Source organism: Photorhabdus bodei, assembly GCF_003287735.1.
In the GTDB taxonomy this organism is placed as follows: Bacteria; Pseudomonadota; Gammaproteobacteria; order Enterobacterales; family Enterobacteriaceae; genus Photorhabdus; species Photorhabdus kayaii.
Window position 1 is genome coordinate 91656 of sequence record NZ_NSCM01000007.1, and the last position, 13687, is coordinate 105342.

Consider the following 13687-nt stretch of genomic DNA (forward strand, 5'->3'; position numbering starts at 1 on the left):
TATGCGGGTATTGCTTCCTTTTCTGGCGCTCTATCGCCGTCATTGGTTTCTTATCAGTTTAGGCATGGTTCTGACCGTTGTTACACTACTCGCCAGCATAAGTTTACTGACCCTCTCTGGCTGGTTCCTTGCAGGCGCAGCACTAGCAGGTCTTGCTGGTTATACATTCAACTATATGCTACCGGCAGCCGGTGTCCGTGGCTCAGCCATTCTTCGAACTGCCGGGCGCTATGCTGAACGGTTGGTTAGCCATGATGCCACTTTCCGGGTATTGGCACATTTACGGGTTTTTGCCTTTCAGAAAATTTTGCCACTTTCACCGGGAGGAATAGCTCGTTTTCGCCAAGGAGAATTATTAAACCGACTAGTTGCTGATGTTGAAACATTGGATCATCTCTATTTACGGGTGATTTCGCCGATATTATCAGCTCTTATCGTTATCATGGTCCTCACTTTCGGCCTTGGCTTTCTGGATCTCACATTAGCCTATACCCTTGGCGGTATTATGCTGGCTCTGTTGATCCTGCTGCCATCAGTATTTTATAACGCAGGTAAATCCGTTGGCCGCAATCTGACTATTCTGCGCGGTCAATACCGCACCCAACTCACAGCGGCATTGCAAGGACAAGCCGAATTGATGGTATTCGGTGCTGCTGGCCGTTTCCGCAAGTCAATGGCTGATATTGAGTCACGTTGGTTAAGACGTCAGCAACAGCAAGCGAATCTAACCGGCTTGTCACAGGCAGTCATGATTTTTGCCACCGGTATGACCGTTACATTGATCTTATGGCTGGCGGCTAACGGTGTGGGAGGAAACAGCCAGCCGGGGGCATTAATCGCACTGTTCGTCTTCTGTTCTCTTGCCGCATTTGAAACTCTGGGCCCCGTCACTGTTGCATTTCAACATCTAGGACAGGTCATTACCTCTGCAACCCGGGTTTCTCAATTGATGCAACAAGAACCAGAAGTAACCTTTCCTACATCAGGGCCGGAAAGTTCAGCTCAAGCCAGTATTGATATCAAAAATATCAGTTTCACTTATCCTGATCAGCCAATGGCCGTCCTGAAAAATGTTTCTCTCTGCTTGAAAGCAGGGGAACATGTCGCGCTGTTAGGCAAAACCGGTTGTGGTAAATCTACCTTGCTACAATTATTGACCCGGGCCTGGGATATTGATTCAGGCTCAATCTGTCTGAATCAGCATTCTATTACTGCTTATGACGAATCAACTCTGCGCAGTATGATATCGGTTGTTTCACAACGTGTTCATGTGTTCAGTCATACTTTACGACAGAATTTATTACTGGCAAAACCAAATGCAACCGATAATGAACTAGAAATTGTACTGAAACAGGTAGGTTTAAGCAATCTACTGGAAACCAATGAGGGACTAAACTGCTGGATGGGCGAAGGCGGTCGTCAGTTGTCAGGCGGTGAACAGCGCCGCTTGGGAATTGCCAGAGCGTTACTGCACTCGGCACCGCTGATGTTACTGGATGAACCTACGGAAGGACTCGATGCGGATACTGAACAACAAATTCTATCTCTATTGCGTCAGCATTGTCAGCATAAGTCACTGATTATTGTCACCCACCGCCTGTACGGGCTTGACCATATGGACCGTATTTACGTCATGGATGGCGGCACTATTATTGAACAAGGGCAACATAATGAATTACTGGCTCAGCAAGGTCGCTATTATCAGTTTTATCAGCGGCCACATCAGATTCGTCTTAAACCGGGGCAGTAACACATGATGCCAATAATTCAACTGGATGCTGATTCATATGATTTCCCTCACCCGAAAGAAGCATTAACGGAGCCTAACGGCCTACTGGCAGTCGGGGGAGATTTATCCGCTAAGCGATTAAATGCAGCCTACCATCAAGGTATTTTCCCCTGGTTTTTACCCAGTGAAATGCCACTTTGGTGGTCCCCCGATCCGCGTGCGGTAATCATTCCGGGTGAATTGCATATCGGCCGAACCCTACGCCGGTTTCTGCGCAATCCCCCATACCATATTACGGTGAATCATGCTTTTGAACAGGTGGTTCATTTCTGTGCTCAACGGCAGGAAGGAACATGGATAGGCAAGGATATTCAACAAGGTTATAAAAAATTATATCAGATAGGACAAGCGCATTCAGTAGAAGTCTGGCACAATGAGCGAATTGTTGGTGGTTTGTACGGTGTCAGCGTTGGCACACTATTCTGCGGTGAGTCTATGTTCAGCAGAATGGAGAATGCATCCAAATGTGCGTTCATTGCCTTCTATCACCATTTTCTGCGACACGGTGGTGAACTACTGGATTGCCAAGTGCTTAACCATCACACAGCTTCACTGGGTGCAAAAGAGATCCCCAGGGAAGAATTTATTCAGTATCTTTATCAATTCAGAAATCGGTCATTAAAACCTGGTTGCTGGTTACAACAAGTACTGGAATTATAATCAACATTTGACCGATTCATGTTGCTGATAACATAAATATCACTATGCACTATTTGCAAAATAACGGGTTAAAATACAACATTCCTTTACATAATGAGGGTTTTTCGGCATTATCTTGCCCGTTAAAAACGATGGTTATTAAACTTAGAGGATTAGATGGCCAAAGAAGACAATATTGAAATGCAAGGTACTGTGCTAGACACACTACCAAACACTATGTTCCGCGTTGAATTAGAAAACGGGCACGTAGTCACTGCTCACATTTCAGGTAAAATGCGTAAAAACTATATTCGCATCCTGACAGGCGACAAGGTTACAGTTGAGCTGACCCCATATGACCTGAGCAAAGGCCGTATCGTCTTCCGTAGCCGCTGATTCATTACCGTTTTCAGATATTACACCACAGGTAGCAACTTTGTATTTAACAACTTTGTATTCACCTGTGGTGTCGCTCTTCTATTAGTGCACTACATCTTCCGGCTTCTGCTTATAAGCATTGCTGAAATCGTAAGTCAGTATGCGTTTTGCCTTATCCAAGCCGATACTCACCGAACCACCGTGAACTAATGAGCCGAATAGGAGTTCATTTGCCAACGGTTTTTTCAAGCTATCCTGAATAACCCGCGCCATTGGACGAGCACCCATTGCTTTATCATAGCCTTTATCACATAACCATTGACGAGCATCCGCACTGACCTCCAGCGAAACGCCTTTTTCATCCAATTGTGCTTGCAAAGCGACAATGAACTTATCAACTACCTGTTGAATGACTTCAATAGAAAGCGTATTAAACCAGATGATACCATCAAGACGGTTACGGAATTCCGGTGTAAACACTTTCTTAATTTCTTCCATTGCATCGGAGTTGTTATCCTGCTGCTTAAATCCAATGGATTTGCGCTGTGTTTCACGTACACCCGCATTCGTTGTCATGACTAAAATGACGTTACGAAAATCCGCTTTGCGCCCGTTGTTATCAGTCAGAGTACCGTTATCCATGACTTGCAATAACAGGTTAAATACATCTGGATGTGCTTTTTCAATCTCATCAAGCAGCAATACTGAATGAGGATGTTTAATCACAGCATCCGTAAGCAATCCTCCTTGATCAAAACCAACATATCCCGGTGGTGCACCAATTAAACGACTTACTGTATGGCGCTCCATATATTCTGACATATCAAAACGCAATAATTTGATATTCAACACTTTAGCAAGCTGTACGGTGACTTCCGTTTTCCCTACGCCTGTCGGACCTGCAAGTAGGAAAGAACCCACCGGTTTATTATCCTGCCCCAACCCTGCACGACTCATCTTAATAGCTTCGGTCAATGCCGCAATCGCGGTATCCTGACCGAATACCAACATTTTCAGCCGCTCATCCAGCGTTCTTAGGACATCTTTATCACTGGCAGAAACGGTTTTTTCAGGAATCCGGGCAATCCGGGCAACGACGAATTCAATATCCGACACATTAATCGTTTTTTTACGGCGACTAATCGGCACCAGACGAGTACGCGCCCCAGCTTCATCGATCACATCGATCGCCTTATCCGGTAAGTGGCGATCAGTAATGTATTTCACCGATAAATCAACCGCAGCACGGATAGCTTTCGTGGTATAACGTACATCATGGTGCGCCTCATATTTTGGCCGCAACCCTCTAATAATCTGTACCGTCTCTTCGGGTGAAGGCTCAACAATATCAATCTTCTGAAAACGACGCGCTAATGCCCGATCTTTTTCAAAAATATTACTGAATTCATGATAGGTCGTAGAACCAATCACTCTGATACGTCCACTGGATAACAATGGCTTAATCAGATTAGCCGCATCGACCTGCCCCCCTGACGCAGCCCCCGCACCGATAATGGTATGGATTTCATCTATAAATAGAATACTTTTTCTATCCTGCTCAAGGGTTTTTAACAATGCTTTGAAGCGCTTCTCAAAATCGCCACGATATTTAGTTCCCGCTAGCAATGAACCAATATCCAACGAATAAATCGTACAATCCGCCATCACTTCCGGTACATCTTTTTGCACAATCCGCCACGCCAGCCCTTCTGCAATAGCTGTCTTACCAACCCCCGATTCTCCGACCAACAATGGGTTATTTTTTCGACGGCGGCACAATATCTGAATTGTTCTTTCTAACTCATCCTGGCGGCCAATCAATGGATCAATCTGTCCTCTTTGAGCGAGTTGATTAAGATTAGTTGTAAAATTTTCCAACCGATCCTCTCCTGTAAGCTGCTCTTCTGCTGATTGCGTGCCTGTCTCCTGATGATCCGATTCCGAGTCCTCTTTTTGAGTTCCGTGAGAAATGAAATTAACCACGTCTAGACGACTCACATCATGTTTACGCAGCAAATAAGCCGCTTGAGACTCCTGTTCGCTAAAAACAGCCACCAGCACATTAGCACCAGAAACCTCTGAACGCCCAGAGGATTGAACATGAAATACCGCGCGCTGAAGAACACGTTGGAAGCTCAACGTTGGCTGAGTCTCCCGCTCATCATTTTCAGGTAACAACGGTGTCGTTTGTGAAATAAAATTCTCCAGCTCCTTACGCAATTGAGCCAGATTGACCTTGCAGGCTTCCAATGCTTCACGCGCTGATGAATTACTTAACAACGCCAGCAATAAGTGCTCCACGGTCATAAACTCGTGTCTGTTATCCCGTGCTTTAGCAAAGGCGATATTAAGACTAAGTTCAAGCTCTTGGTTGAGCATAAGCACCTCCCCCTAAAAATCAGTATACCTGGTCAAACTTTTTCCAGCGTACAAAGTAATGGATGCCCATACTCCCTGGCATACATATTTACCTGGGCTGCTTTAGTTTCTGCCACCTCAGCAGTATAAACCCCACAAACAGCCTTCCCTTGATAATGGACATCCAACATTAATTGCGTTGCCCGTTCAATATCATAAGAAAAGAACTTTCGTAATACGTCAACTACAAACTCCATCGGAGTGTAATCATCATTGTTAAGAATGACCTGATACATTGACGGCGGTTGCAGTTTTTGTTGTCGCTCATCCTTAATAGATTCCTTACTTTTCAAATTGTTATGATACTCGCTCATTATTTTCCCAACGGATTAATCTCTAAAACCAGCCACTGCCAGCAAATAAATTATGTTGCCATTTATCTTATCATTATCTGGGCAACTCCTTTTACCACAGACTATTCCCCTATGAAAACTCGGCATAAAAGTGCATGAACGAAACTCATATCGTTATCTATATCAAACTTTAGTCATTCAAAACAACCAGACATTTGTTCTGTGCTTGACGAGAATTTGATTTTTACTACAGTATGTTTTGTGAACAAACATAGATAATGCCACTGTTTACATGTGATTGTTTACGACTGTTATATTAATGGCTCATCTCAACCGAAATCATTAGACGAGGGATGTAGAAGTATGGAGACAGGTACTGTTAAGTGGTTCAATAATGCCAAGGGTTTTGGGTTTATTTGCCCGGCAAGCGGCGGAGAAGATATATTCGCTCATTACTCAACCATTCAGATGGACGGTTACCGGACGCTGAAAGCGGGCCAAAAGGTGAATTTCAGCGTTCACCAAGGACCAAAGGGAAATCATGCCAGTATTATTGTTCCTCTTGAAAACGAACCCAAAGGCTAAATAGCCTGGCCTGTGGGTCATAACCAGGTATTATTTTCATACGCCGCAGGCAATTACCTGCGGCGTCATATTATTTCCGCTTATTCTCTTGCCAACGCTTCGATTGGATCAAGACGAGCAGCATTACGGGCCGGCAGAAACCCAAATATCACCCCAATTGCGGTAGAACAGGCGAAAGCACTGAGTAAAGCAACAGGCTGGAAAACAAAGCTCCAGCCAGGGAGCGCTAATTGAGCGATAAATGCAATCATATAAGAGAGTGCAATGCCCAAAACGCCACCAACCAGACAAACCAAAATAGCTTCTATCAGAAACTGCTGCATCACATCACTGGTTCTTGCGCCTACTGCCATACGGATGCCGATCTCTCTTGTACGTTCAGTTACTGAAACCAACATAATATTCATGACGCCAATACCGCCAACTATCAGTGAAATCACCGCCACCATCGTCAAAAACAGTTGTAAAGTATGGGCCGTTTTTTCCGCTGCTTTTACCATCATGTCCACGTTATAGGTGAAAACATCCTTTTTGCCGTGGCGCAAAGTGAGCAATTGAACTATCTTCTTTTCTATATCCTTAGAGTTATAATCATCCTTTATTCTGACAGTAATTGAATCCAGATAATGCCGGTTTATCAGACGGCTAGTCATCGTGCTATGAGGCAACCAGACATGCAATGATTTGCTACTGCCAAATGCAGCTCTCTTATCAGATATCACTCCCACAATTGTGGCCGGCATATTACCCACCAAAATCACCTCCCCAATCACCTTTTTCTGGTGAGGAAACAATTTACGCTGAGTATTTTTATCGATAACCACAACTTGCCCCTGACGGCGTATCATATCCAATGAAAACCCCATTCCCTGAGCAAAACGCAGAGCATAAACCTGAAAAAATTCATCACCAACGCCAGTCACTCTCGAAGCAACATCAATGTTCCCTTTACGAAGGCGCATTTGCCCCTCAATTTCTGGTGAAACCGCCAAAATATAGGGTTGCGCTTTAATCGCGTCTGCATCCTCTATTTTCAGCGCTTGCATACTGACCGGATCATCAAGGCCAAAATCTTCTCCCGGATAAATATCAATGGTGTTGGTCGCAATCTCTTTAATATCGGATAACACCGATGCCCTGGCCGCATCTCCGATAACCAAAATAGTCACGACAGAAGCAATACCAATGATGATCCCCAACATGGTCAGTAACGTTCGCATCTTGTTGGCAACCATCGCCCGCCATGCCATGAATAAAGCTTCATTAAACCGCCCAAGGGTCTGGCGTATCGAAGATATTTTTGATGTTAACGACGGAGTTTGAGTGACTTTTCTACCCCTTTGCGTGCCGGAATCACTCATAATATGACCATCCTTGATCTCAATAACCCGCTGTGCCTGCGCTGCAATTTTCGGATCATGAGTGACAATAATGACGGTATGCCCTTGTTCACACAGTTGTTTGAGGATCGCCATCACCTCTTCGCCAGAATAGCTATCCAACGCTCCCGTTGGTTCATCGGCCAAAATGACCTGACCACCGTTCATTAACGCCCTGGCGATACTAACCCTCTGCTGCTGTCCACCAGAGAGCTGCCCCGGACGATAGCAGGTTCTCTCTTCAAGCCCCAAACGACCAAGTAATTCTATGGCTCTCTGGCGACGTACCGCTTTAGAGGCTCCTGAGTAAATAGCAGGAATTTCCACATTCTGTTCAGCGGTCAAATGAGTTAGCAAATGATAACGCTGAAAAATAAAGCCAAAATGTTCCCGCCTTAGTGCTGCCAATTCATCATCACTCAGTTCAGCAACATTCTGTCCTGCGACCCGGTATTCACCCTGACTGGGTTTATCAAGACAACCAAGAATATTCATCAGTGTCGATTTACCCGAACCTGACGCGCCGATAATGGCAACCACCTCACCGGCATGAATAGACAAGGTGACATCATCTAGTACTTTTACCTGCTGCTCACCAGCGGGATAGCTGCGCTCTATACCTTTCAGCTCAAGTAACGCATCCATTACTCATCCTCGACTTCTTCACTACGACCAGTGATCACCTGCTCATGTTCTTTCAGGCCAGATAGAATCTGTACATTTACATCATTGCGCACACCAATGGTCACTTCTCGTTTCTCTTCTTTATCGCCATTCAAGATATCCACCTCATAGCGAGTTGGCGTAATCTGTTTACCCAGAGCAGAGATCGGGATCATTAACACATCACGATGGGAATCAAGCTGAATTTTCACTTGGGCGGTCATTTGCAAACGCAAAAGTTGCTGAGGATTAGCCACCTCAAAGCGGGCATAGAAGAAAATGGCATCATTAATCTTTTCTGGCGTCGGCAAAATATCCTTCAACACACCAGGAAAATTTTTATCCGGTGCGCCTAATACAGTAAAAGAGGCTTTCTGGCCCGGTTTCAGGTAAATAACATCGGCCTCTGACACTTCCGCTTTTACCAACATCGTTCCCAGATCAGCCAGTGTCAGAATAGTCGGGGCTTCCTGTGCCGCAATGACTGTTTGCCCCTGAAGGGTTTTGATATTGACAACGATACCATCCATTGGCGCGGTAATCCGGGTATATTGCAAATTAGTCTGAGCAGTATCAAGGCTGGCCTGATTTTTACTGATTTGCGCCAATAAAGTTTCTACCTTCGCTCTTTTCACTTCAACATCCGTTTTAGCTTGATCCAATTCCTGAAGTGAGACCGCCCGCACTTTTGCCAGATTATTCTGACGCTGTAATGTCACCTGCGCCAATTCCAATTGTGCCTTGGCTTCTATCAAATAAGCACTCAATTCTTTGATCGTGGCTTCAACTTCTTTGACCTGGTTTTGCGCAGGTTTAGGATCAATCAATGCCAATAACTGGCCTTCTGTCACCTTATCACCCACTTCAACATACAAATTCTGCAACTGACCACTTACCTGTGCGCCCACATCCACTTTTCTGACCGCATCCAATTTCCCCGTTGCCAGTACATTTTTTTCCAAATCGCCTTTAATGATAGAGACTGTCTGATATTTAATCGCTTCTGGCCTATACAGAAAATATCCCAGAACCAATGTGATAACGGTCACAATAGCTAACAATACAACCCATCGACGTTTCGAACGAATAAAATTCATTTAAATATCACCATATTAAGCATTGGATTCAGAAAAATAGTAAAAACTTATTTCTTGCAATACCACGAAAACCTGAGATTTCCACTCATTCCAGATAGATACCGTTCCCTTTACGTTTTATATCCACTGAAAGTTATTAATAACACACCCACCTTAAGAATAAAAAATTCTTTGAGCAACAATACATTTCACTCTATCCTGGCTATTCTCTTAATGTAAAAAAATTGTTATCTTTTATTCTTATAGTCTTTACAATCGATTTTTATACTGAATTTGGATAAAAAGACGTTAATCGTTTTAAAGGATGCTAATTATGTACTCTGGGCTGCTGATCATTCTTTTGCCGTTAACGCTAGGCTATCTTACCCATTTGAATAATAAGACACTGTTAAGTGCTGTTCATCACTTTCTTAACGCAATGGTCTATATCATCCTGTTTTTAATGGGAATCAGCCTGGCTTTGTTGGACGATTTAGGCCGTAACCTCTTCTCTATCTTTCAATATGCGATAACATTTTTTTTATGTATTTTTACTGCTAATATGCTAGCGTTATTCCTGCTTGAAAAACACGATCCTTGGATTATTAGTCCGCATAAACAGGAAAAACCCCCTTCCCGTTTACATATGATTTTTGAATCACTGAAATTATGTGGTGTACTGATTTTAGGTTTCCTATTTGGGCTCACTGGCTGGTCATGGCTGCACTTCTCCAATCATGCCAGTGAAATTGCCTTAATCGTTTTACTGTTACTCGTCGGAATTCAATTACGTAACAGCGGTATGAGCCTGAAACAGATATTGCTAAACCGCCGCGGTACCATTATTGCAATTGTCATTGCTGTCAGTGCGCTTACTGGCGGGGCTATCGCAGCACTTATTCTTGGGCTGCCAGTGAAAACAGGTTTAGCGTTGGCTTCCGGTTACGGTTGGTATTCCCTTTCTGGCATCTTACTTTCTGATGCTTACGGGCCGGTAATCGGTAGTGCTGCATTCTTTAATGACCTGGCACGCGAACTGGCAGCAATTATGCTAATTCCGATTCTAATCAATCGATATCGCTCAAGCGCTCTAGGATTAAGTGGTGCCACTTCGATGGATTTCACCTTGCCAGTATTACAACGGTGCGGTGGTGTCAGTATTGTTCCAGCAGCGATAGTTCACGGTTTCGTCCTGAGTTTGCTCGCACCTTTGCTGATCGCATTCTTTACTTAACCAGAATTTGAGCCACAATAATACTTGATGTCATAAATAACAGTTCGGGCGTTTCATGGTCATAAGTCGTCAACAGTGGTTACTTATCCTAATGCTGGCCCATTTGTGACCTATTCATCTTTTCGCAGTATGCCAATAGAATAAATAAGCTTTTGTTGGCAAATTGCACTAAGGGGAAAATAGAGCACGTTAATCAGACATGTAATTGAAATATCAATTAATAATATTCTGTACATAAGATATTGCATAATTATGCTAACGGGTTTAGCATCGAACTAAATCACTGACTATTCAGAATTAAAGCATGAGTATTCAATTAAAAAGTATTGATTGCTATTACGGTGTCCATCAGGCACTGTTTGATATTAATCTTGAGTGTTCTTCAGGGGAAACGATGGTTTTGCTAGGGCCAAGTGGTGCAGGTAAAAGTACATTGTTACGAGTACTAAACCTGCTGGAAATACCACGATCCGGCCAGTTGCATATTGCTAATCATCAATTCGATTTCGAACAAACACCAGGAACAAAGGAGATTCGTTCTCTACGCCAGAATGTAGGTATGGTTTTTCAGCAATATCACTTGTGGCCACACCTTACTGTTATGGATAACCTGATCGAAGCGCCTTGTCGCGTACTGGGTTTATCCAAGCAACAAGCGCAGGAAAAAGCGGATAAGCTCCTTTCCCGTTTGCGCTTAGATGATTTTGCTGGCCGCTTCCCACAACATTTATCTGGAGGGCAACAGCAACGGGTTGCTATTGCACGAGCATTAATGATGGAACCACAAGTTTTATTATTTGATGAACCAACGGCAGCGCTGGACCCAGAAATTACAGCACAGGTTGTCAATATCATCCATGAATTATCCGCTACGGGTATTACACAGATTATCGTTACCCATGAAGTGGAAATCGCCCGTAAGGCCGCAAGCCATGTCGTATATATGGAAAACGGCCACATTATAGAACAAGGTGATATCAGCCATTTTACGCAACCACAAACCAAAGCCTTTGCTAATTATCTATCACACTAACTATTAATAGGATATAGCGATGAAAAAACTACTTTTTGCAGCCCTCTTAGGCACAGTAGCTTTATCTGCAACCGCCACGGAAAAAGAGACCATTCGTTTTGCCACAGAAGCTACTTACCCTCCGTTTGAGTTCATCGATGCAAATAATAAAATTCAGGGTTTTGATGTCGATTTGGCCAATGCCATCTGTGAGAAAATTAATGCAACATGTACCTTCACTAATCAATCCTTTGACAGCCTGATCCCTAGCCTGAAATTCCGTCGCTTCGACGCTTTAGCCGCAGGTATTGATATTACCCCTGAACGCCAAAAGCAGGTTGATTTTACTAACACTTATTACGATAACTCCGCGGTTTTTATCTCCGTTAAAGGCAAAGTCTCCAGCACCGCAGATCTGAAAGGCAAACTTGTGGGTATCCAGAATGGTACAACTCACCAAAAATATCTGATGGAACAACGAAAAGAGATTAAAACCGTTCCTTATGACAGCTATCAAAATGCGATTCTGGATCTGAAAAATGGCCGTCTGGACGCCGTTTTCGGTGACACTGCCGTTGTTAACGAGTGGCTGAAAAAGAATGAAAACTTAAGTACCGTAGGTAACAAAGTCACTGACAAAAATTACTTTGGTATCGGCTTAGGTATTGCAGTTCGTAAGGGTAACAAAGATCTACAAGATAAGCTGAATAAAGCACTCGCTGACATCAAACGAGATGGCACTTATGACATCATTTATAAAAAATGGTTTAAATAAGTAGCCGAATCTCTATGAATGAATTCCAATCTCTAACAAGCGCCGCCGGCATCACCGTCGGCCTTGCCGTGTCTGCATTAGTACTTGGTCTGATTTTAGCTATGCTATTTGCTGCTTGGGAATCAGCCCGTTGGAAACCCTTCGCCATACTTGGCACCTGTTGGGTCACTCTGTTCAGAGGATTGCCAGAAATTTTGGTCGTGCTGTTCGTTTACTTCGGCGCATCACAACTTCTCATGATACTGGCTGATGGCTTTGACATTAATCTTATCTTCTGGCATTCCAGAATTCAGATAGATATTCAAGACTTTTATGTCAGCCCATTCCTTTGTGGTGTCATTGCACTTTCCCTACTCTACTCTGCCTATGCATCCCAGACACTCCGTGGTGCGATAAAAGCCATTCCTGCCGGCCAATGGGAAGCCGGTCAAGCATTAGGTCTTGGTCGCGCTGAAATATTTTTCCGCCTGATCATGCCTCAAATGTGGCGACATGCTCTACCCGGGCTCGGTAACCAATGGTTAGTTTTGTTGAAAGATACCGCGCTGGTATCGCTTATCAGTGTGAATGATCTCATGCAGCAAACCAAAAGTATTGCCACACGCACTCAGGAACCCTTTACCTGGTATATGATTGTGGCGCTTATCTATCTGGCTATCACGCTGATCAGTCAGTTTATTCTAAAGAAAATTGAGATGCATACCACTCGCTTTGATCGGAGTGCTCCCTGATGTTTGAGTATATTCAACAAATTTTACCAGGTCTGCAAACCAGTCTAAGCCTGACCGTCACAGCGCTTTGTGTTGCTTTCATGATGTCCGTCCTGTTCACTATGGTTCTGACCATGAAATTGCCAGTACTGACACAACTGGTAAAAACCTACATTACTCTGTTTACCGGTACGCCTTTGTTAGTACAATTCTTTCTGATTTATTACGGGCCTGGGCAGTTTCCATCCATAAAAGCGTACCCGTGGCTTTGGCAATTACTGTCTGAGCCCTGGCTGTGCGCAATGGTAACGCTAGCGCTTAACAGTGCGGCATATTCTACTCTGCTATTCTATGGCGCAGTAAAGGCAATTCCTGCTGGTCAATGGCAATCCTGTCAAGCATTGGGCATGTCTAAAGCACAATCTATGCAGATCCTGCTGCCCTATGCTTTTAAACGGGCGTTATCTTCCTATTCCAACGAAGTTGTATTGATTTTCAAGAGTACTTCTCTCGCAAGTACTATTACTTTGCTGGAAGTAATGGGATACAGTCAGCTTCTATTTGGCCGTAATTATGATGTGATGGCTTTTATGGCCGCAGGGGTGATTTATCTATGTGTCAACGGTATCCTGACTTTGCTGATGCGGATGATTGAACGCCGTGCACTTGCTTTTGAGCGCCATGACTAAACGGGATAGGGCGTTCTCTTTTGGAACCCCATCCCCACACATCCTTT

Annotated in this window: 13 protein-coding genes; 9 read left to right on the top strand and 4 right to left on the bottom strand. The window is 43.9% G+C overall.

What is annotated here, in order from left to right; genetic code table 11:
• Position 1: 1 nt before the first annotated feature.
• The 3 genes from cydC to infA all read left to right on the top strand — a co-directional run bounded on the left by cydC (position 2) and on the right by infA (position 2824).
• The gene (cydC, locus tag CKY02_RS07505) at positions 2-1750 is read left to right on the top strand and encodes a heme ABC transporter ATP-binding protein/permease CydC (protein WP_112894809.1); all 1749 of its coding nucleotides are present in this window, start codon (positions 2-4) and stop codon (positions 1748-1750) included.
• A 6-nt stretch (positions 1751-1756) separates the two neighbouring features.
• A complete protein-coding gene (aat, locus tag CKY02_RS07510; RefSeq protein ID WP_112879011.1) occupies positions 1757-2449 on the top strand; it encodes a leucyl/phenylalanyl-tRNA--protein transferase in 693 nt (230 codons plus the stop codon).
• Between the two features lie 156 nt (positions 2450-2605).
• Complete coding sequence (gene infA, locus CKY02_RS07515) at positions 2606-2824, top strand: translation initiation factor IF-1 (RefSeq protein WP_002211347.1); 219 nt, start codon at positions 2606-2608, stop codon at positions 2822-2824.
• Positions 2825-2908: 84 nt separating this feature from the next.
• Here infA and clpA read toward each other — a convergent pair whose 3' ends face one another.
• Positions 2909-5185, bottom strand: coding sequence for an ATP-dependent Clp protease ATP-binding subunit ClpA (clpA, locus tag CKY02_RS07520; RefSeq protein ID WP_112878985.1), 2277 nt, complete (start codon positions 5183-5185; stop codon positions 2909-2911).
• 32 nt (positions 5186-5217) lie between these two features.
• Positions 5218-5538, bottom strand: coding sequence for an ATP-dependent Clp protease adapter ClpS (gene clpS, locus CKY02_RS07525; protein ID WP_112878986.1), 321 nt, complete (start codon positions 5536-5538; stop codon positions 5218-5220).
• A gap of 342 nt (positions 5539-5880) precedes the next feature.
• Between clpS and cspD the strand changes: the two genes are divergently transcribed.
• Complete coding sequence (cspD, locus tag CKY02_RS07530) at positions 5881-6102, top strand: cold shock-like protein CspD (RefSeq protein ID WP_036814644.1); 222 nt, start codon at positions 5881-5883, stop codon at positions 6100-6102.
• Positions 6103-6182: 80 nt separating this feature from the next.
• On the opposite strand, the gene macB is transcribed toward cspD, so the two are convergent.
• The gene (macB, locus tag CKY02_RS07535; protein WP_112894810.1) at positions 6183-8126 is read right to left on the bottom strand and encodes a macrolide ABC transporter ATP-binding protein/permease MacB; all 1944 of its coding nucleotides are present in this window, start codon (positions 8124-8126) and stop codon (positions 6183-6185) included.
• Entirely contained in the window at positions 8126-9241 is a 1116-nt protein-coding gene (macA, locus tag CKY02_RS07540; RefSeq protein WP_112894811.1) for a macrolide transporter subunit MacA, read from the bottom strand. The genes macB and macA overlap by 1 nt, the downstream gene beginning before the upstream one ends.
• Before the next feature lie 313 nt (positions 9242-9554).
• Between macA and CKY02_RS07545 the strand changes: the two genes are divergently transcribed.
• The 5 genes from CKY02_RS07545 to artM all read left to right on the top strand — a co-directional run bounded on the left by CKY02_RS07545 (position 9555) and on the right by artM (position 13640).
• Positions 9555-10454 carry a LysO family transporter gene (locus tag CKY02_RS07545; RefSeq protein ID WP_112894812.1) on the top strand — a complete coding sequence of 300 codons (900 nt, stop codon included), beginning with the start codon at positions 9555-9557 and terminating at the stop codon, positions 10452-10454.
• Between the two features lie 304 nt (positions 10455-10758).
• Complete coding sequence (artP, locus tag CKY02_RS07550; protein WP_112894813.1) at positions 10759-11487, top strand: arginine ABC transporter ATP-binding protein ArtP; 729 nt, start codon at positions 10759-10761, stop codon at positions 11485-11487.
• A 19-nt stretch (positions 11488-11506) separates the two neighbouring features.
• Positions 11507-12241, top strand: coding sequence for an arginine ABC transporter substrate-binding protein (artJ, locus tag CKY02_RS07555; RefSeq protein ID WP_112894814.1), 735 nt, complete (start codon positions 11507-11509; stop codon positions 12239-12241).
• A gap of 14 nt (positions 12242-12255) precedes the next feature.
• The gene (artQ, locus tag CKY02_RS07560; protein WP_112894815.1) at positions 12256-12972 is read left to right on the top strand and encodes an arginine ABC transporter permease ArtQ; all 717 of its coding nucleotides are present in this window, start codon (positions 12256-12258) and stop codon (positions 12970-12972) included.
• Positions 12972-13640 carry an arginine ABC transporter permease ArtM gene (gene artM, locus CKY02_RS07565; RefSeq protein WP_112894816.1) on the top strand — a complete coding sequence of 223 codons (669 nt, stop codon included), beginning with the start codon at positions 12972-12974 and terminating at the stop codon, positions 13638-13640. Before artQ ends, artM begins: the two co-directional genes overlap by 1 nt.
• Positions 13641-13687: the final 47 nt, after the last annotated feature.